Below are 18,463 nucleotides of genomic sequence, written 5' to 3'. Positions count from 1 at the left end.
AGCGCAGAAAACAAGTCCCCGCGAATGAATTCGTCGCAATCGTCTGCCAATCCATACCGGATACCGGCCTTTCCCCGGCCCGCCACAGCAATGGTGCGGATTTCCGGCCGATGACGCTTAATCGTTGAGCATACGGGCGTTGCAGCGTAGGGCACCGCCATGACCGTTCACTTCCACGAGGAAGACCTCCCCGCCGACGTCTTCGCTCCCGGCGCCTCGATCGCCGTCGATACCGAGACGATGGGCCTCATCACGCCGCGCGACCGGCTGTGCGTCGTACAATTGTCCGACGGCGGACCCGACGAACATCTTGTCCGTTTCGGCCCGACCAGCGACTATGCTGCGCCCAACCTAAAGGCGGTGCTCAGTGATCCCGCCCGTGTGAAACTATACCATTACGGGCGCTTCGATATCGCCGCGCTTCAGCATTATCTCGGCATCGTCGCGATTCCCGCTTACGACACCAAGATCGCGTCGCGACTGATCCGCACCTATACCGATCGCCACGGCCTCAAGGAACTGGTGCGCGAACTGCTTGGCCAGGAACTCAGCAAGCAGCAGCAATCGTCCGACTGGGGCGCACCCGAACTGTCGGACGCGCAGAAGGATTATGCGGCGAGCGACGTGCGCTTCCTCCATCGCCTGCAGGCCGAGCTCAACCGCCGGCTCGAACGCGAGGGCCGGATGGAGATGGCGCAGGCCTGTTTCGACTTCCTGCCAACCCGCGCCGCGCTGGACCTTGCCGGCTGGCCCGAGATCGACATCTTCGCCCATGCCTGAGGTCCTGCGGTGAGCGCCGTGACCGCACGCCAGACGCGCTCGGCGCGGCAGCGCTGGGCCGCGCCCGGCGGCCGGCAGGACCGGATCGTCACGCTGCTCAACACCGGGCTGCCGATCGGGATCGGCGTGCTCGCCGCCTTCCTGGTGCTGGCGCCGCTCACCGCCGCCAACGAAGTGTCGTTCGTCCTCGACAAGAACAAGGTGGAGGTCGCCAAGGAGCGGCTGAAGCTGCAGGCGGCGACCTATCGCGGCCAGGACGACAAGGGGCAGGCGTTCGCGCTCAACGCCGGCACCGCGGTGCAGCAGAGCAGCAGCGTGCCGATCGTCCAGATCAACGGCATGACCGCCGATCTCGCGCTCGACGACGGGCCGGCGACGCTGCGCGCCGACAAGGGTCGCTACGATCTCAACACCGAACAGATGAAGGTCGACGGTCCGATCGCCTTCCGCGCCGCCAACGGCTATCGACTCGACACGAGCGACGCGACGATCGACTTGAAAACCAAGACGATGCGCAGCGGCGGCAAGGTGACGGGCACGGTGCCGCAGGGCAATTTCAGCGCCAATGCGCTGACCGCCGACCTGGCGGGCCGTACCGTCCGGCTGAGCGGCAATGCCCGCTTGCGGATCGTGCCGCGACGGGCGAAATAGCCCGCCATGCGCACCCCCCTTCTCGCCGTCGCCCTGCTCGCCGCCACCCCGCTGGCGGCACAGACGGCGCATAACTCCAATGCCCCGATCGATTTCGGCGCCGACCATATCGAATTGCAGGACAAGGCGAATCGCGGTGTGCTGTCGGGCAACGTCTCGGTCCGCCAGGCCGAGATGACGCTCAACTCGGCGCGGATGACGGTCAGCTATACCGGTCAGGTGGTCGGCGGCAGCCCGCAGGTGTCGCGCATCGACGCGAGCGGCGGCGTCACCGTCCGCCGCCCCGACCAGACCGCCAAGAGCCAATATGCGATCTACGACCTCAACCGCCGGGTCATCACCATGCTCGGCGCGGTGACGCTGACGCAGGGCGGCAATACGGTCAACGGCGGCCGGCTGACGATCAACCTCGACACCGGCCGCGCGGTGGTCGACGGCAATTCGGTCCGCGGCTCCAGCGGCGCCGCCCCGGGCAGCACCACCACCACCGCCCCGAGCGGCCGCGTCACCGGCACCTTCTCGGTCCCCAAGCGGGACTGAGGCCGGGCGGGGCCGATGCGCCCCACGCCCGCGACATGCCGACGGGGAAACCCGTACGACCTAAAGGGTCTTCCCTCGCGCGCGTCTCCGCGCCATGACGCAACGGCATGCACGAAGCCTGCCAAGGCTTTGCCACTCTTTTGATGCGAGGCATCGAGCCCATGGACGCCGCCGTTTCCGACCTCCAGACCGCCGAGCCGATCCACGAGCCGCCCGCCAATCGCGGGTTGCAGGCGATCTCGATCGCCAAATCCTACGACAAGCGCGTCGTGCTCACCGACGTCTCGGTTTCGGTCGATCGCGGCGAGGTGGTCGGCCTGCTCGGCCCCAACGGCGCCGGCAAGACGACCTGCTTCTATTCGGTGATGGGGTTGGTGAAGCCCGATTCGGGCCGGATCATGCTCGACGGCGAGGATATCACCAAGCTGCCGATGTACCGCCGCGCGATCCTCGGCCTCGGCTATCTGCCGCAGGAGACGAGCATCTTCCGCGGCCTGTCGATCGAGAAGAACATCGGCGCGGTGCTCGAACTGTCCGAGCCCGATCCCGCGGCGCGCCCCGCCAAGCTCGACAAGCTGCTCGACGAATTCGGCCTCACCAGGTTGCGCGCCAGCCCCGCCATGGCGCTGTCGGGCGGCGAGCGCCGCCGCGCCGAGATCGCCCGCGCGCTCGCCGCCGACCCGTCGATCATGTTGCTCGACGAACCCTTCGCGGGCATCGACCCGATCTCGATCGCCGACATCCGCGATCTGGTGAAGGATCTCAAGCGCCGCGACATCGGCGTGCTGATCACCGATCACAACGTCCGCGAGACGCTCGACATCGTCGACCGCGCCTACATCATCTACGACGGCCGCGTGCTGTTCGCCGGCAGCCCCGAGGAACTCGTCGCCGATGCCAACGTCCGCCGCCTGTATCTCGGCGAGGGCTTCTCGCTCTAGCATATGGCCGGGGTCCCGCCTTGTTCCGTCACGGCGCGGGAAGCAGCGGTTTCATGAGCCTCGCGCCGCGCCTCGACCTGCGCCAGTCGCAGTCGCTGGTGATGACGCCGCAGCTCCAGCAGGCGATCAAGCTGCTGGCGCTGTCCAATCTCGAGATCGAGGGCTTCATCGCCGAGGAGGTCGAGAAGAACCCGCTGCTCGAAGCCGCACAGACCGACGAGATCGTCCGCCCCGAACGCGTCGAGCGCGACGAACCCGCCGGTGCCGACGAACTGGTCAGCGGCGCCGCGGCCGCCGATCCGCTCGACCTCGATTACGCCACCGAAAGCCACCAGCAGGACAGCGTCGCCGACGGCGGCGGCGGCTTCGACGGCGCATTGTCGATGACCGGCGGCAGCACCGGCGGAGGCCTGGGCGGCGAGGACGGGCTCGACTTCGATTCGTTCGCGCAAGGAGAAGGCACGCTCGCCGACCATCTGCTCGCGCAAGCGGGGACGGTGATCGACGGCGCCGACTGGTTCATCGCGCAGCATCTGATCGACCAGATCGACGAGGCCGGCTATCTCACCGTCCCGCTGCTCGACATCGCCAACCGCCTCGGCACCGCGCTCGCCCGCGTCGAGCACGTGCTGCGCCAGATCCAGACGCTGGAGCCGACCGGCGTCGGCGCCCGCGACCTTGCCGAATGTATCGCGCTCCAGGCGCGCGAGGCGGACCGCTACGATCCCTGCATGGCACGGCTGATCGACAATCTCGACCTGCTCGCGCGCGGCGATCTCGCCCGGCTCAAGCGGATGTGCGGCGTCGACGACGAGGATATGGCGGACATGATCCGCGAACTGCGCGCCTACGATCCCAAGCCCGGCTGCCGCTACGGCGGCGAGCCCGCGCTGGCGGTCACCCCCGATCTGTTCGTCGCGCGGACGAAGGCGGGCTGGGGCATCGAACTCAACGGCGCGACGCTGCCGCGCGTCCTCGTCAACCGCCGCTATTACCACGAACTCAGCCACGGCCCGCAGGACAAGACGGCCAAGGCGTGGCTGTCGGATGCGCTCGCCTCGGCCAATTGGCTGATCAAGGCGCTCGACCAGCGCCAGCGCACGATCATCAAGGTCGCCACCGAGATCGTCAAGCAACAGGAAGCGTTCTTCCTCAAGGGCGTCGCGCACCTCAAGCCGATGACGCTCGCCAAGGTCGCCGAGGCGATCGAGATGCACGAATCGACCGTCAGCCGCGTGACCAGCAACAAATATCTGAGCTGCGCCCGCGGCGTGTTCGAGCTGAAGTACTTCTTCACCAGCGCGATCCAGGCGGCGGACGGCGGCGATGCAGTGTCGGCGGAGGCAGTGAAGAGCGCGATCCGCAGCCTGATCGCCAACGAAGGCGCCAAGATCCTGTCCGACGACACGTTGGTCGAACTGCTGCAGGCCAAGGGCTTCGACATCGCCCGCCGCACCGTCGCCAAATACCGCGAGGCGATGGGCATCGGCAGCTCGGTCCAGCGCCGCCGCGCACGGACCTTGGAGGGGACTTAAGGCCGACCACTGTTCAGCGCCCAAGTAAGCGCTTTGAAAACACGGATGATGTTCGTTTGGCGGCGGCAAGGACGCAAAAATGGCAAGCCGTAGCGATAGCGGCGTATCCTACCAAGCCGTAACAACGGGGCCAAACTACCCGCTGCGATGCGCCTCCGCGTGAACCATAGCCTTTCTGGGACTAGTCGGAATATCTACTCGTCATGACGTTGATCTTCGCCGTCACATATAGCATTGTGACCGTGCATAGGGACGATTTGTCATGCCGAATTGCGCAAAACGCCTGACTAGAATCGCTAACTACTTGGCAGTGTTTGTTTTTTGCTTACTTGCCATGGAGCACATCTATTTCTTCGGCATTTCTCGACCCTGGAAAGATGGGCCCCTCTTGGGCGGCCTTGCACTGGCGTTCCTCGTCAATGCCTGGCTGGTCGTGCCCGCCAAGCGAACCGCGCGGATCGCGATGATCGTTGTCAATCTTGCTATTGCTGCCGCCGGTGGCTTTCTGACATTGGTGGGGCTCATGGTCGATCCGGTCGGCCTGCTACTGGGAACGCTGGCGCTGGTGCCAGCGATCGCCACGGTGTTTGTCTGCATCCGTCCGTCCGCCCAGCCTCGCCCCGCCTGATCGACCCGGCCCGGCCGGTGTCAGAGGTCAATCATCCTCGTCCTCGAACCCCACCAGCGCCAGCGCGCGCGCCTTCATCTGGCGCTGTTCGCACCAATGGACCAAAGCCTCCTCGCGGCCGTGCGTCACCCACACCTCCTTGGGCGCGATCTCCGACAAGGTGTCGGTGAGTTCGTCCCAATCCGCATGGTCGGACAGGATGAGTGGCAGCTCGATGTTCTTCTGCACCGCGCGCTGGCGCACGCGCATCCAGCCGCTCGCCATCGCGGTGATCGGATCGGGCAGCCGCCGCGACCAGCGGTCGTTGAGCGCTCCCGGCGGGCACATCACGACATGCCCCGCCATATCCGCCTTCTTCGCGTCGGCGACCGGCAGCAATTCGCCGAGCCGCACGCCATGCTCCTGATACAGGTCGCATAACCGCTGGAGCGCGCCGTGGATGTAGATCGGCGCCTCATGGCCGCGCGCGCGCAGCTCCGCGATCACCCGTTGCGCCTTGCCCAAGGCATAGGCGCCGACCAGCACGCAGCGATCGGGATTGGCGTGGAGCCGCGCGATGAGCTTGTCGATCTCGTCGCCGGTGTCGGGATGGCGGAACACCGGCAGGGCGAAGGTCGCCTCGGTGACGAAGACGTCGCATTTGACCGGCTCGAACGGCGTGCAGGTCGGGTCGGCGCGGCGCTTGTAGTCGCCCGAGACGACGACGCGCTCGCCGCGATAGTCGAGCACGATCTGTGCCGAGCCGAGCACGTGCCCGGCGGGGACGAAGCCCACCTCGACCTCGCCCATGCGGATCGTCTCGCCATAAGCGACCGGGTGTCCCGCCTGCTCGCCGTAACGCGCGTCCATGATCGCCAGCGTCTCCGGCGTCGCCCACACCGCGCCATGCCCGCCGCGCGCATGGTCGGCATGACCGTGCGTCACCAGCGCGCGCGCTTCGGGTTCGGACGGATCGATCCACGCATCCGCCGGCCTGACGTAGATGCCATGCGGATGCGGTTCCAGCCAGTCGCCCAATCGTGCCATACCGTCACTACGCGCCAGCGCGGCAGTCGGTGCCGCGATGATCGCGACGCACACCGCTCCACGGACGTTGGCGGACCTCCGCGCGTCATCGTGACCTTCTACGACCTTCGGGCGAAGCCGATGATTTGCCGCCATACATTCCCCCGCCCCACCCCGCGCCCTACATAGGGCGCGATGGACCTCCCCCAGCCGCTCGCCTCATGGTTCGCCACCCGCGGCTGGCGCCCGCGCCGCCACCAGCTCGACATGCTGCGCGAGGGCCGCGCCGGCCGCCACGCGTTGCTCGTCGCCACCACCGGGGCGGGCAAGACGCTCGCCGGTTTCCTTCCGACGCTCGCGGAACTGATCGAGGCACCGACCGAGGGACTGCACACGCTCTACGTCTCGCCGCTGAAAGCGCTGGCGGTCGACATCCAGCGCAACCTCGTCACTCCGATCGACGAGATGGGCCTGTCGCTGCGCGTCGAGACGCGGACGGGCGACACCCCCAGCGACCGCAAGGCGCGCCAGCGCGTCCGTCCGCCGCAGATCCTGCTCACCACCCCCGAATCGCTGTCGCTGCTGCTGAGTTACCCCGACAGCTTCACGATGTTCGAAGGACTCAGGACGATCGTCATCGACGAGGTCCATGCCTTCGCCACCGGAAAGCGCGGCGATCTGCTCTCGCTGTGCATGGCGCGGTTGCAGCGGATCAGCCCCGGCCTGCGCCGCGTCGCGCTGTCGGCGACGGTCGCCGATTCCGACGGCTATCGCGCCTGGCTCGCCCCGGATGGCGACATCGATCAGGTCGCGATGGTCCAGGGCGAGCCGGGCGCCGCCCCGAATATCGCGATCCTCCTTCCCGAGGATCGCATCCCCTGGTCCGGCCATTCGGGCCGCTATGCCGCCGAACAGGTGATGGCCGAAATCGAGCTGCACAAGACGTCGATCATCTTCTGCAACACGCGCAGCCTCGCCGAGCTGATCTTTCAGGACCTGTGGAAGGTCAACACGTTGAGCCTGCCGATCGGCGTCCACCACGGCAGCCTCGCGCTGGAGGCACGGCGCAAGGTGGAGGGCGCGATGGCCTCGGGCCGGCTGCGCGCGCTGGTCGCGACCGCCAGCCTCGACCTCGGCGTCGACTGGGGCGACGTCGATTGCGTCATCCAGATGGGCGCGCCCAAGGGCTCGTCGCGCCTGCTCCAGCGCATCGGCCGCGCCAACCACCGTCTGGACGAGGCGTCGGAGGCGATCCTCGTCCCCGGCAATCGCTTCGAATATCTCGAGGCGCGCGCCGCGCTCGACGCGGTCGAGGCGGGCGAGCTTGACCCCGACCTGTTCCGCCCCGGCGCGCTCGACGTGCTGGCGCAGCACGTCATGGCGATGGCATGTGCGGCGCCGTTCGATCAGGCGGAGCTGCTCGACGAGGTGCGTTCCGCCCTCCCTTATTCGGCGCTGACCGACGAGACGTTCGATCGCGTGCTGAGCTTCATCCGCGACGGCGGCTACAGCCTCAAGGCCTATGATCGCTTCAAGCGGCTGACGCAGGAGGCGGACGGCCTGTGGCGCGTCAGCCATCCGAAATTCGTGACGCAGCATCGCCTCAACGCCGGCATCATCGTCGAGGCGACGATGCTCAACGTCCGCTTCAAGAACGGCCGCAACCTCGGCAAGGTCGAGGAAGGCTTCGCCGCGCAGCTCAGCCCCGGCGATACCTTCTTCTTCGCGGGCCTCAGTTGCGAGGTGCAGAAGATCGACACCGAGGATCTGATCGTCCGCGCCTCGTCCAAGCCCGCGCGTATCCCGACCTATGGCGGCAGCCGTATGCCGCTGTCGACCAACCTCGCCGACCGCGTCCGCGGCTTCCTCGCCGACCCCAGGCAATGGTCGCGCTTCCCCGACGATGTGCGCGAATGGCTCGAATTCCAGGCGAAACGCTCCGCCCTCCCCCGCCCCGGCGAGCTGCTGGTCGAAACCTTCCCGCGCGAAGGCCGCAACTATATGGTCGCCTATAGCTTCGAAGGCTGGAACGCGCACCAGTCGCTCGGCATGCTCATCACCCGGCGGATGGAGGCGGAAGGGCTGAAGCCTTTGGGGTTCGTCGCCAACGATTATGCGCTCGCGGTCTATGGCATCGAGAAGATCACCGATCCCGCCGCCTTGTTCAGCCCCGACATCCTCGAACACGAATTCGTCGACTGGGTGCAACAGTCGCATCTACTCAAGCGCGCGTTCCGTGAGGTCGCGGTGATCGGCGGGCTGGTCGAGCGCCAGCATCCCGGCAAGCGCAAGACCGGGCGGCAGGTCACCTTCTCGACCGACCTGATCTACGACGTGCTGCGCAAATACGAGCCGACGCATCTGCTGCTACAGGCCGCCTGGGACGACGCCCGCGCCCGCATGACCGACGTCGGGCGTCTCGCGGGTCTGCTCGACCGCGCGGCGGAAACGATGCTCCACGTCGATCTCGAGCGCGTCACGCCGCTGGCGGTGCCGGTATTGACGCTGATCGGCCGCGAGAAGGTGTCGACCGGTTCCGCCGACGACCATCTGCTGATCGAAGCGGAGGCGCTGGCGGCGGAGGCGATGCGGATCGACTGACCCAAAATCCTCCCCCGCCAGGGGGAGGTGGCGCCGCGAAGCGGTGACGGAGGGGGAGGATGCGGCGAACGTAATCGTATGCGGAAACGCCCCCTCCACCACCCGGCTACGCCGGGCGGTCCCCCTCCCCCGCTGCGCGAGGGAGGACTTAGCTACACCGTCACCTGCTCGCCCAGCTCCAGCACCTTGCCCGGCGGGATCTTCAGGAACTCCGTCGGGTCGGCGGCATTGCGCTGCATGAACATGAAGATGCGGTCCTGCCACATCGGCATGCCCACGTCCGCCTCGGGCTTCAGCGTATTGCGGCCGATGAAGAAGCTCGTCTTCATCGCGTCGAGACTGCGCATCTCGGTCTTGCCGCCAACGCCCAGATCGGCGGGCACGTCGGGCGATTCCATGAAGCCGTAATTGAGCACGACGATCTCGAAATTGTCGTCGAGCCGCTCGCTGGTGCGGCGATGCTCGGCGTCGACCACCGGCCGGTCGGTGGTGCGGATGCTGACCACCAGATTGCGCTCGTGCAGCACCTTGTTGTGCTTGAGATTGTGGAGCAGCGCGCCCGGCGCCGAGCGTGGGTTGGCGGTGAGGAACACGGCGGTGCCCGGCACCCGCTCGGGCGGCCGCTTGGCGAGCGCGGCGGCGAGGTCGGCGAGCGGGATGCTCTGCCGCGCCTCGAACGCGCGGACGATGCCCTTGCCGCGCACCCAGGTGTAGATCAGCAGACCGATCGCCGCGGCGATCACCAGCGGCACCCAGCCCCCCTCGACCACGCGCAGGATGTTGGCGCCGAAGAAGACGAGGTCGAGGCACAGGAACGGCAGGATTGCCGCCAGCGCCCATGCCCGCTTCCAGTGCCAGACGTGCCGCGCGACGAGATAGCCGAGCAGCGTCGTCACCACCATCGTGCCGGTCACCGCGATGCCATAGGCCGCGGCCATCGCCGACGAGGTCTTGAACTGGATGATGAGGATCAGCACGCCGACGAGCAGCAGCCAGTTGATCGTCGGCAGATAGATCTGCCCGACGAAATCGGCCGAGGTCTGGCGCAGCTTCATCCGCGGCAACAGGCCGAGCTGCACCGCCTGCTGGGTCAGCGAGAAGGCGCCGGTGATCACCGCCTGGCTGGCGATCACGGTCGCGAAGCCGGCGAGGACGATCAGCGCGCCGCGCATCGATTCGGGCGCCATCAGGAAGAACCAGTCCTGATTCTTGAACACGGTGCCCGCCGCCTGCGCCGCTTCGAGGTGCGACAGCGCGAACGCCCCCTGCCCCAGGTAATTGAGCATCAACGCCGGAAAGACGAGGATCAGCCAGGCGATGCGGATCGGCTTCTTGCCGAAATGGCCCATGTCGGCGGTCAGCGCCTCGGCGCCGGTGACGGTGAGGAACACCGCGCCGAGCACGAACAGCCCGATCGTGCCGTGCGTCGCGAGGAAGTGGATGCCATATTGCGGCAGCAGCACGCGGAAGATCGAGGGCTCGTCGGCGATATGCCAGATACCGAGGCCGCCGATCGTCAGGAACCACAGGATGCAGACCGGGCCGAAGAGCTTGGCGACGATCGCGGTGCCGCGCCGCTGGATGAAGAACAGAGCGACAAGGATCGCGATCGTCAGCGCGCGGATCGTCCCCTCGTCGAAGAATTTGGCGGCGCTGGGGATCGTCCGCAGCCCCTCCATCGCCGACAATACCGACAGCGACGGCGTGATGATCGCGTCGCCGTAGAACAAAGCCGCGCCCGCCGCGCCGAGCACCAAGGCGACGCGGCTGCGCATGCCGAGCGAGCGCCGCGCCAGCGCCGCCAGCGCGAGCACGCCGCCCTCGCCGTGATTGTCGGCGCGCATCAGGAACAGCACGTATTTGACCGTGACGATCAGCGTCAGCGTCCACAGCGCCAGGCTGAGCACGCCGAGGATCTCGGTCGGGTCGATGCCATCCGCCGCGGACTGCTGCAACGCCTCGCGAAAGGCATAGAGCGGGCTGGTGCCGATGTCGCCGAACACCACGCCGATCGCGCCGATAGTGAGGCCGATCAATGCGGGGTGGGACTGGCCTTGGGAAACGGGTGCTTCGACGGCGAGCGACATGCGCGCGACTACCCCTGACAAAAGCCTTCCGGCGGAAGGACGGCGCGCTTTACGCCGATTGGCCGGCCACGCAAGCGGATTTGCGTGAAGCCGCGCAAGGCCTTGATCGCCTGTCCCTTTGCGGGCAAGGCGAGGCCATGGTTCCCTTTTCGTTCGGTGGTCACGCGCTTTATGCTTTGCCCGAAGGGGCCTTGCTGTGGCCGGCGCGGCGCGCGCTGCTCGTCGCCGACCTGCATTTCGAGAAGGCGAGCTGGTATGCCGCGCGCGGCCAGATGCTGCCGCCCTATGACTCGCTGGCCACGCTCGCCGACCTCGCGAGGCTGGTGCAGGCGACCGGTGCCGAGGAATTGTGGTGCCTCGGCGACAGCTTCCACGACAGCGACGGCTGCGAACGGCTGCCGCAGGAAGCGCAGATCCGGCTGCGCGCGCTGACCGAGGGGCTGCGCTGGACGTGGATCACCGGCAACCACGATCCCGACATCAAGGACCGATGCGGCGGTGAGACGGCGGACGAGGCGGAGGTCGACGGCCTGATCCTGCGCCACGAGGCCGATCCGGCCGAGACGCGGCCGGAACTGTCAGGGCATTTCCACCCCAAGCTGCGTATCCACGTGCGAGGCAAGAAGGTCGCGCGCCGCTGCTTCGTCGCGACCGCGCGCAAGATCGTGCTGCCCGCCTTCGGTGCGCTGACCGGCGGGCTGGATGTCGACCATCCCGCGCTGACCAAGGCGGTCGGCCGCGGGGCGGAAGCGCTGGTGCCGGTGGAACAACGACTGCTCCGCTTCCCGATCGCGGCCTAGCAAATCCTCCCCCGCCAGGGGGAGGTGGCAGCGAAGCTGACGGAGGGGGAGGATGGGGCGAAGCCTCGTTACAACACTCCCGCCCTGTCCTCCCCCTCCGTCACCGCTTCGCGGCGCCACCTCCCCCTGGCGGGGGAGGACTTACGCGTTATCGATACAGGGTCGGGAAACCGGTCTTGAACGCCGCGACCTTGGGCATGTCCCAATGGACAATGTACGGATGCCCCGGATTGCGATCGTAGAAATTCTGGTGATACGCCTCGGCGGGATAGAAGCCGCCCTGCTCCACCTTGGTCACGATCGGCGACGGAAAGCTTTTCGCCGCGCCGAGCTGCGCGATATACGCGCGCGCCACCGCCGCCTGCCGCGCATCCTGCGGGAAGATCGCCGAACGGTAGCTCGGGCCGCTGTCCGGCCCCTGGCGGTTGAGCTGCGTCGGATCGTGCGCGATCGAGAAATAGACGCGCAGCAAGGTCGCATAGCTCACCACGCGCGGGTCGTAGGCGACTTTCACCGCCTCGGCATGGCCGGTCCGCTCGGTCGAGACCTGATCGTATGTCGCGGTACGCGCCGCGCCGCCGGCATAACCCGCGGTGACCGCGCGTACGCCCTTCACATGCTCGAACACCGCCTCCATGCCCCAGAAGCAGCCGCCGGCGAAGACCGCGGTCTGCGTACCGGTCGCGGCCGGCACGTCGGCCTTGGCGACCGGAATCGGCACCGCGCGTTCGGCCTCGGCAAAGCCGGTGGAGGCAAGCACGGCGGCAGCGGCGCCGGCGATCGGCAACAGGATTTTCAGCATGTTACCCAGATGGGGTGCCGGCCGCCTCTCACCAAGAGCGACCGGCGACACAATCACTGCGCCTGAACGATTGGCGAGGCGGCCGGGATCGGCTGCACCGTCTGCGCCGCCGCCGGGTGCAAGGTCACGACACCGACCGCGCCGATGGCGAAGCCGCCGACGAATTGCCAGAAGAAGCCGCTCTTGATAACCTTGCGCATGACGCATGCCTTTGTTGTCGGGCGGGCAGGTCATTCGTCCTGCCCTATTGTGGACGCCGAGATCGTCTCTCTGCGCCCCGTTCGCAATAGCATTTATAGAAACGCTGCATTAACGCCGCGTGGCCGCGGCGTTCATCGCTCAGCAGGGTCGCCGCCGCCGGGTCAGCGCAGGTCGGCGCACGCCTGCTGGATGCGCTCGCAGGCCTTGCGCAGCAGGTCGTCCGACGTCGCATAGCTGATCCGCATCGCCGGCGAGAGGCCGAACGCCGCGCCCTGCACCGCCGCCACCTTGGCATCGTCGAGCAAATAGCCGACGAAATCCTCGTCGGTGTCGATCCGGCGACCGTTCGGGCTGGTCTTGCCGATCAGCTCGGCGAACGACGGATAGACGTAGAAGGCGCCTTCCGGCTTGGGACAGTGCATGCCGGGGATCGCGTTGAGCATGTCGACGACCAGATCGCGCCGCGTCTGGAACGCGCGGCTGCGCTCTTTCAGGAAATCCTGCGGGCCGTTGAGCGCCGCGACCGCCGCCGCCTGCGCGATCGAACACGGGTTGCTGGTCGACTGCGACTGCAATTTGGCGATCGCCTTGATCAGCCACGGCGCGCCGGCGGCGAAGCCGATCCGCCAGCCGGTCATCGCATAGGCCTTGGAACAGCCGTTGACGGTCAGCGTGCGCTCGTACAGCTCGGGGCAAACCTCGGCGATCGTCGCGAAGCGGAAATCGTCATAGACGATATGCTCGTACATATCGTCGGCGAAGATCCAGACGTGCGGATGCCGCGCCAGCACCGCGCCGAGCGCTTTCAGCTCGTCGACCGAATAGGCCGCGCCCGTCGGGTTGGACGGCGAGTTGAGGATCACCCATTTGGTCCGATCGGTGATCGCGGCTTCCAGCGCTTCGGGCGAGAGCTTGTAATCCTGCTCCGGCCCGGCGACCGCGAACACCGGCGTGCCGCCGGCGAACTGGACGACGTCGGGATAGCTCACCCAATACGGTGCCGGGATCACCACTTCGTCGCCGGCATCCACCGTCGCGACGATCGCGTTGAACAACGTGTGCTTGCCGCCGACGTTCACCGTCACCTGATCGGTCGTATAGGTCAGGTGGTTGTCGCGCGCGAACTTGGCGACGATCGCCTGCTTCAGCTCGATCGTGCCGTCGACGTTGGTATATTTGGTCTTGCCGTCGCGGATCGCCTGGATCGCCGCGTCCTTGACGAAGTCGGGCGTATCGAAGTCGGGCTCGCCCGCGCCGAGGCCGATCACGTCGACGCCCGCCCGCTTCAGCTCGAGCACGCGGCTGGTGATGGCGAGCGTCGGCGACGGGCTGATGCGGCCGAGGGCGGCGGAGGGCTTCATGAATCGGGCCTCGATGGCGGATAGGACGCCGCGCCTATAGCGACAGCACCGGCTCTTTCGCAATCGCAACAACCGCCGACATCAGTCCGCGCAGCGCGTTTCCGACAAAAAATGGCGCGGCAAGGTCGTCGCGCGACAGATAACCCTCTGTCGCGCGGCCCGTTTCGATCATTTCGGCGCGCAGCACGCCGGGCAGCAACCCGAGTGCGCGCGCTGGCGTCAGCAGCCCGCCGTCGCCTGCCGGCACGAACAAGGAGGTGAAGCTGCCCTCGGTCAGCAGCCCGTCGGGTCGCACGAACACCACTTCGTCCGTCCCCGCCGCATGCCGCGCCGCATCGTAGAAGCCGCGGTCGCTGGTCTTGTGGCGCAGGCGGAAATCGCTCGCCGCGACCGGCAGCGGCACCAGCGCGACCCGCAGCGGACCGGTGCGCGATACGGGCGCCGGCGCGATCTCGATCGCGATCGCGCCGCTTTGCGCGAGCAGCAGCCGGATGCGCGCCGCCCCGCGCAGCCGGAAGGTCGCCGCCTGCAATTCGTTGCGCGCGCCATGCCGGTCGAAGCGGAAGCCGAGCGCCGCCGCACTCGCGGTCAGCCGCGCGAGATGGCGTTCGAGCAGCACCACGCCGTCCTCGGGATCGAAGGCCATTGTCTCGATCAGGTCGAGCGGGTGCTGTCCGGCGGTGACGAATGCGCCCTTGGCCTGCACCTCCGCCCATTCGTCGTCGGCGCGGCTGTCGGCGACGATCCCGGAGCCGAGGCCGAGTTCCCCGCTATCCGCACCGGCGGTGATCGCCAGCGTGCGGATCGCGACGTTGAACGCGGCGTCGCCACCCGCGTCGATCCGGCCGATCGCGCCCGTATAGACGCCGCGTGGCGCATCCTCGATCGCGGCGATCACCTCCATACTGCGCTGCTTGGGCGCGCCGGTGATCGACCCGCAGGGGAACAGCGCCTCCAGCACGTCCACCGCGTCGCGTCCCGCCGTCAGCCGCGCGGTCACGGTGGAGGTCATCTGGTGGACGGTCGGATAGCTTTCGATCGTGAACAGCTCCGGCACGGCAACGCTACCCGCAACCGCGACGCGCGACATGTCGTTGCGCATCAGGTCGACGATCATCAGATTCTCGGCCTGCTGCTTGGCATCGCCGCGCAGGCCCGCGATGCGCGCCGCATCCTCGTCCGCGCCGTCGCCCCGCGTCGCCGTCCCCTTCATCGGCCGGCAGGTGAGCCGGTCACCGTCGAGCGCGAAGAACAGCTCGGGCGACAGCGACAGCAGATGCCGCTCCCCGGTGGCGACCAGCGCGCCATGGCCCGCCGCCGCGCTCCGCCGCAGCCGGGCGTAGAGCGCCAGCGGATCGCCCGCCACGGCGACATCGGCACGCAACGTCAGGTTCGCCTGATAGATGTCGCCGGCGCGGATCATCTCCAGCACGCGTGCCAGCGCCTCGTCATAGGTCGCCCGCGCGATCCGCGGCCGCGGTGCCGCCGCCCAGGCACCGGCGGGATCGGGCAGCAATGCCGCCACCGCATCCGCCTCGATCCGGCGATAGCCGGCGAACAGCCCGAACCACAGCAGCGGCCCCTCGCCGTCGCGCGTGGCGACCGCGCGCGGCATCAGCGCCGCGCCCGCCTCATAGGTCAGATAGCCCGCGGCATGCAGACCCCGCGCCCCGGCCGCGCGCAGCGTCGCGAGCGCCGCCGCCACCGCCTCCGGCGTCGCGGCGCTGACGATCTCGACCGGATCGGTATAGAGCCGCGCGCCGGCGCCATCCGGACGGGCATCGTCGAGCAGCACGAAGGGCGCGTTCAGCATCCGCTCACGAATGCACGGCGTGACGCCCTCCGCGCAAGCGGCGATTGCCGCCACGGCATCAGCGGCTTATCTCCCCGCCATGACCAGCACGCCGGCCCGCGCCACGCCCCTGAAGGCCGTCATCGTCCAGGTGACGCCGTTCCAGCAGAATTGCACCCTGATCTGGTGCACCGAGACGATGAAGGCGGCGATCGTCGATCCCGGCGGCGATCTGCCGCGGATCAAGGCGGCGATCGCGCAGGCGGGCGTGACCGTCGAGAAGATCCTGCTCACCCACGGCCATATCGACCATGCCGGCGAGGCCAAGCCGCTCGCCGACGACCTCGGCGTGCCGATCGAGGGACCGCACGAGGCGGACCGGTTCTGGCTCGCCCGGCTCGACGACGACGGCCGCAGTTACGGCATGACCGGCGTCGTCTTCGAACCCGACCGCTGGCTGGTCGAAGGCGATACGGTGACGATCGGCAATCTGGAACTCGACGTCTACGAAACGCCGGGCCACACGCTCGGCCACGTCATCTTCCACCATGCGCCTTCGAAGTTCGCGCAGGTCGGCGACGTGCTGTTCCAGGGTTCGGTCGGCCGCTCCGACATGCCCGGCGGCAACCACAAGCAATTGATCGAGACGATCGTCACCAAATTGTGGCCGCTCGGCGACGACACCGCCTTCATCCCCGGCCACGGCAACCCCAGCACCTTCGCGCACGAGCGGGCCAGCAACATGTTCGTCAGCGACCGCGCGCTGGCCGAATGAAGACGGCGGATCGTTGCGGCTGCGAAATCGGTAAATTGCTGAATTAGAACGTTTCTACCGGACACATATGTGGGGTGCCTCGTTGGCGGCGTGGGATTACCCCGACGAGAGGATAAGCCGCATGGCCATCAAGTTTGCCGGAACGATGAACGCGATCAATCGCGGGCTCGACGAGACCAAGCCCAACAAGGGCGCCGACATGGTCGAGGATTGGGAAGCGGCACTGGCCGATCTGGACGTTACGGGCGCCAAGGGCATTCTGCGCGACCTGGGCTCGCTCCGCAAGCAGCTCGAAAAGGACCAGCCGGACGCCGATCGCGTCCATGCGCTGCTGCACCGTCTCGGCGCGGCGACGACCAAGATCGCCGACAAGGCGGACAAGTCGCAGGACAAGCTGAAGGCACTGGGCGAAGCGCTGACCGAAGCGGGTGAAGACCAGCCCGACGAGGAAGAAGACACCGCCGCCGCCGCCGCTCCGAAGCGCGCGCGCAAGAAGGCGTGACGTCGACGGGCGGACGGCCGACCGGTCGTCCGCCCGCGATCCCGGCCGCATCCGCCGCCCTGTTCCGCGGCGGATACGGTCAGGCGATATCGAATGCCACCGGCACACCCTGCTGCCGATATTGCCGCAACGACGCGAGGAGGCGGGTCCCGAGTTCCTCCAGCGTCACCGCCGCCACCCGCTCCTCCGCCGAGGCCGAGGAGCGCAGCACATCCGCCATCGCGAGTTGCGCCTGCGTGATCCGGTCGATCGCCTGCAGACTGTGCATATGCTGGCGCAACGTCTCCGAATTCGCGGCGAGGTCGTAGGCGAGATCGGCGAGCACGGTGGTGAGGCCGGCCAGCTCGTCGGCCAAAGCATGCGCGAGCGCAGGCTCGACGCCGTCGACGGCAAGTGGGGCGTTCTGGATGAGACCGGTCATTTCAAGCACAATCTGATGACGCTGCGCGACAATTGGTCGGGCGGCACGGGTTGCGATGCCATCCGGCGGGTCATGACGAAGCCGTCGGCGCGCTGTTCGGCGGGCGCGATGCAATAGCCGCCCCCCGCCTGCAGCGCACGGACGCCGGCATCGCCGTCCTCGCCATCCGCGCCGAGCAGCAGGCCGACCGCTTCCGCCCCCGCCGCCTTGGCAACCGAGGCGAAAAGGATCGAAATCGAGGGCCGTTCGCCCGCGACCGGATCGCGCGGCAGCATGCGCAACCTGCCGTTCGGCCACCCGTCGACGACGACGTGATGATCGCCCGGCGGCGCGAGATAGATCGTCCCCTGTTCGATCGCCATGCCGTCCTCGGCGAGCACGATCTTCGGCGCGATCTCGGCGGCCATCTTGTCGATCAGCGTACCGGCAAGCCCGGCACCGAGGTGCTGGACGACCACCGTCGGCGGGCAATTGGCGGAAAAGCTGCCGAACAGGTCGAACAACGCCTGCGTCGCCGCCGCCTCGCCGCCGATCGCGAGCAGGCGGCCGTTCCAGTCGATCGGCGGCGCCGCGACCGACTTGCCCGCCGTGCTGCTCTTCACCACGGCGCCCTTGGCGGCCTTGATCCGCTTGCCGAGCTTGGCGAGGATCTTGTCGAACTCCGCCGCCACCGCGACCTTGGGCTTGGGGAAACAGTCGATCGCGCCCAGCCGCAGCGCCTCGATCGACGCCTCCGCCCCCGCCTCGGTGCGGGTGGAGAACATGATCACCGGCATCGGCCGGTCCGCCATCAGCTCGGCGAGATAGTCGATGCCGCTCATCCCCGGCATCTCGACGTCGAGCGTCATCACGTCGGGGTGGAATTGCTGGCGCATCGCGCGCGCCTCTTCCGCACCGTCGGCGGAGCCGACGACGACGACGCCGGGAATCCGTTCCAGCGCGCCGGACAGCAAGGCGCGCATGGTGAGCGAATCATCGACGACGAGAACTTTGACCGCAGCGGCCATGGCCAGGCTTCCTTGAACGAAAATGGAGGTAAAA

General features: G+C 67.6%; 18 protein-coding genes. 10 read left to right on the top strand and 8 right to left on the bottom strand.

Going from position 1 to position 18,463, the window contains the following annotated elements:
• Positions 1–159 precede the first annotated feature (159 nt).
• From ACLBWH_RS06680 to ACLBWH_RS06655, 6 genes are all read left to right on the top strand, one after another.
• Positions 160–780 carry a ribonuclease D gene (locus ACLBWH_RS06680; RefSeq protein ID WP_322850851.1) on the top strand — a complete coding sequence of 207 codons (621 nt, stop codon included), beginning with the start codon at positions 160–162 and terminating at the stop codon, positions 778–780.
• A gap of 9 nt (positions 781–789) precedes the next feature.
• Positions 790–1,431: an LPS export ABC transporter periplasmic protein LptC gene (gene lptC / locus ACLBWH_RS06675; protein WP_447797688.1), complete on the top strand. Its 642-nt coding sequence runs from the start codon at positions 790–792 to the stop codon at positions 1,429–1,431.
• A 6-nt stretch (positions 1,432–1,437) separates the two neighbouring features.
• Entirely contained in the window at positions 1,438–1,971 is a 534-nt protein-coding gene (locus ACLBWH_RS06670) for an LptA/OstA family protein (protein ID WP_447797686.1), read from the top strand.
• Between the two features lie 161 nt (positions 1,972–2,132).
• Positions 2,133–2,912, top strand: coding sequence for an LPS export ABC transporter ATP-binding protein (gene lptB, locus ACLBWH_RS06665; RefSeq protein WP_038661638.1), 780 nt, complete (start codon positions 2,133–2,135; stop codon positions 2,910–2,912).
• 53 nt (positions 2,913–2,965) lie between these two features.
• The gene (gene rpoN / locus ACLBWH_RS06660) at positions 2,966–4,447 is read left to right on the top strand and encodes an RNA polymerase factor sigma-54 (RefSeq protein WP_447797684.1); all 1,482 of its coding nucleotides are present in this window, start codon (positions 2,966–2,968) and stop codon (positions 4,445–4,447) included.
• A gap of 334 nt (positions 4,448–4,781) precedes the next feature.
• Entirely contained in the window at positions 4,782–5,075 is a 294-nt protein-coding gene (locus tag ACLBWH_RS06655) for a hypothetical protein (protein ID WP_447797682.1), read from the top strand.
• 27 nt (positions 5,076–5,102) lie between these two features.
• Here ACLBWH_RS06655 and ACLBWH_RS06650 read toward each other — a convergent pair whose 3' ends face one another.
• Positions 5,103–6,101 carry a ligase-associated DNA damage response exonuclease gene (locus ACLBWH_RS06650; RefSeq protein WP_447798198.1) on the bottom strand — a complete coding sequence of 333 codons (999 nt, stop codon included), beginning with the start codon at positions 6,099–6,101 and terminating at the stop codon, positions 5,103–5,105.
• Positions 6,102–6,275: 174 nt separating this feature from the next.
• Here ACLBWH_RS06650 and ACLBWH_RS06645 point away from each other — a divergent pair, with 174 nt between their 5' ends.
• Positions 6,276–8,681 (top strand): ligase-associated DNA damage response DEXH box helicase, encoded by a 2,406-nt coding sequence (locus ACLBWH_RS06645; RefSeq protein WP_447797681.1) that lies wholly within the window; start codon positions 6,276–6,278, stop codon positions 8,679–8,681.
• A gap of 152 nt (positions 8,682–8,833) precedes the next feature.
• Here the strand turns inward: ACLBWH_RS06645 and ACLBWH_RS06640 are convergent, their stop codons facing one another.
• On the bottom strand, positions 8,834–10,768 hold the full coding sequence (locus tag ACLBWH_RS06640; RefSeq protein ID WP_322850845.1) for a potassium transporter Kup: 1,935 nt from the start codon (positions 10,766–10,768) through the stop codon (positions 8,834–8,836).
• A gap of 137 nt (positions 10,769–10,905) precedes the next feature.
• Here ACLBWH_RS06640 and pdeM point away from each other — a divergent pair, with 137 nt between their 5' ends.
• Positions 10,906–11,568: a ligase-associated DNA damage response endonuclease PdeM gene (pdeM, locus tag ACLBWH_RS06635; RefSeq protein WP_447797679.1), complete on the top strand. Its 663-nt coding sequence runs from the start codon at positions 10,906–10,908 to the stop codon at positions 11,566–11,568.
• Between the two features lie 148 nt (positions 11,569–11,716).
• Here pdeM and msrA read toward each other — a convergent pair whose 3' ends face one another.
• The 4 genes from msrA to pabB form a co-directional block, all read right to left on the bottom strand.
• Complete coding sequence (gene msrA, locus ACLBWH_RS06630; RefSeq protein ID WP_447797677.1) at positions 11,717–12,370, bottom strand: peptide-methionine (S)-S-oxide reductase MsrA; 654 nt, start codon at positions 12,368–12,370, stop codon at positions 11,717–11,719.
• 53 nt (positions 12,371–12,423) lie between these two features.
• Complete coding sequence (locus ACLBWH_RS06625; protein WP_322850842.1) at positions 12,424–12,570, bottom strand: hypothetical protein; 147 nt, start codon at positions 12,568–12,570, stop codon at positions 12,424–12,426.
• Between the two features lie 162 nt (positions 12,571–12,732).
• Positions 12,733–13,932 (bottom strand): pyridoxal phosphate-dependent aminotransferase, encoded by a 1,200-nt coding sequence (locus ACLBWH_RS06620; RefSeq protein WP_447797675.1) that lies wholly within the window; start codon positions 13,930–13,932, stop codon positions 12,733–12,735.
• Positions 13,933–13,966: 34 nt separating this feature from the next.
• On the bottom strand, positions 13,967–15,745 hold the full coding sequence (gene pabB / locus ACLBWH_RS06615; RefSeq protein WP_447797673.1) for an aminodeoxychorismate synthase component I: 1,779 nt from the start codon (positions 15,743–15,745) through the stop codon (positions 13,967–13,969).
• Between the two features lie 79 nt (positions 15,746–15,824).
• Here pabB and ACLBWH_RS06610 point away from each other — a divergent pair, with 79 nt between their 5' ends.
• Complete coding sequence (locus ACLBWH_RS06610) at positions 15,825–16,499, top strand: MBL fold metallo-hydrolase (RefSeq protein WP_322850839.1); 675 nt, start codon at positions 15,825–15,827, stop codon at positions 16,497–16,499.
• A 121-nt stretch (positions 16,500–16,620) separates the two neighbouring features.
• Positions 16,621–17,001 (top strand): hypothetical protein, encoded by a 381-nt coding sequence (locus ACLBWH_RS06605; RefSeq protein WP_322850838.1) that lies wholly within the window; start codon positions 16,621–16,623, stop codon positions 16,999–17,001.
• Between the two features lie 79 nt (positions 17,002–17,080).
• On the opposite strand, the gene ACLBWH_RS06600 is transcribed toward ACLBWH_RS06605, so the two are convergent.
• Positions 17,081–17,422, bottom strand: a complete 342-nt coding sequence (locus ACLBWH_RS06600) for a hypothetical protein (RefSeq protein ID WP_322850837.1) — start codon at positions 17,420–17,422, stop codon at positions 17,081–17,083.
• On the bottom strand, positions 17,419–18,429 hold the full coding sequence (locus ACLBWH_RS06595; protein ID WP_447797671.1) for a chemotaxis protein CheB: 1,011 nt from the start codon (positions 18,427–18,429) through the stop codon (positions 17,419–17,421). The genes ACLBWH_RS06600 and ACLBWH_RS06595 overlap by 4 nt, the downstream gene beginning before the upstream one ends.
• Positions 18,430–18,463 lie beyond the last annotated feature (34 nt).

The organism is Sphingomonas sp. M6A6_1c (assembly GCF_053345135.1).
The sequence above is the reverse complement of the archived record's forward strand: the minus strand, read 5'-3'. Positions and strand labels throughout refer to the sequence as shown.

What these genes read in the sequence shown, in the direction of transcription:
- ACLBWH_RS06625 (WP_322850842.1), bottom strand. Translation starts at nt 12,570, where the DNA reads ATGCGCAAGGTTATCAAGAGCGGCTTCTTCTGGCAATTCGTCGGCGGC.
- ACLBWH_RS06645 (WP_447797681.1), top strand. Translation starts at nt 6,276, where the DNA reads ATGGACCTCCCCCAGCCGCTCGCCTCATGGTTCGCCACCCGCGGCTGG.
- pabB (WP_447797673.1), bottom strand. Translation starts at nt 15,745, where the DNA reads ATGCTGAACGCGCCCTTCGTGCTGCTCGACGATGCCCGTCCGGATGGC.
- ACLBWH_RS06650 (WP_447798198.1), bottom strand. Translation starts at nt 6,101, where the DNA reads ATGGCACGATTGGGCGACTGGCTGGAACCGCATCCGCATGGCATCTAC.
- ACLBWH_RS06595 (WP_447797671.1), bottom strand. Translation starts at nt 18,429, where the DNA reads ATGGCCGCTGCGGTCAAAGTTCTCGTCGTCGATGATTCGCTCACCATG.
- ACLBWH_RS06670 (WP_447797686.1), top strand. Translation starts at nt 1,438, where the DNA reads ATGCGCACCCCCCTTCTCGCCGTCGCCCTGCTCGCCGCCACCCCGCTG.
- rpoN (WP_447797684.1), top strand. Translation starts at nt 2,966, where the DNA reads ATGAGCCTCGCGCCGCGCCTCGACCTGCGCCAGTCGCAGTCGCTGGTG.
- lptB (WP_038661638.1), top strand. Translation starts at nt 2,133, where the DNA reads ATGGACGCCGCCGTTTCCGACCTCCAGACCGCCGAGCCGATCCACGAG.
- ACLBWH_RS06640 (WP_322850845.1), bottom strand. Translation starts at nt 10,768, where the DNA reads ATGTCGCTCGCCGTCGAAGCACCCGTTTCCCAAGGCCAGTCCCACCCC.
- pdeM (WP_447797679.1), top strand. Translation starts at nt 10,906, where the DNA reads ATGGTTCCCTTTTCGTTCGGTGGTCACGCGCTTTATGCTTTGCCCGAA.
- msrA (WP_447797677.1), bottom strand. Translation starts at nt 12,370, where the DNA reads ATGCTGAAAATCCTGTTGCCGATCGCCGGCGCCGCTGCCGCCGTGCTT.
- ACLBWH_RS06655 (WP_447797682.1), top strand. Translation starts at nt 4,782, where the DNA reads ATGGAGCACATCTATTTCTTCGGCATTTCTCGACCCTGGAAAGATGGG.
- ACLBWH_RS06620 (WP_447797675.1), bottom strand. Translation starts at nt 13,932, where the DNA reads ATGAAGCCCTCCGCCGCCCTCGGCCGCATCAGCCCGTCGCCGACGCTC.
- ACLBWH_RS06600 (WP_322850837.1), bottom strand. Translation starts at nt 17,422, where the DNA reads ATGACCGGTCTCATCCAGAACGCCCCACTTGCCGTCGACGGCGTCGAG.
- ACLBWH_RS06605 (WP_322850838.1), top strand. Translation starts at nt 16,621, where the DNA reads ATGGCCATCAAGTTTGCCGGAACGATGAACGCGATCAATCGCGGGCTC.
- ACLBWH_RS06680 (WP_322850851.1), top strand. Translation starts at nt 160, where the DNA reads ATGACCGTTCACTTCCACGAGGAAGACCTCCCCGCCGACGTCTTCGCT.
- ACLBWH_RS06610 (WP_322850839.1), top strand. Translation starts at nt 15,825, where the DNA reads ATGACCAGCACGCCGGCCCGCGCCACGCCCCTGAAGGCCGTCATCGTC.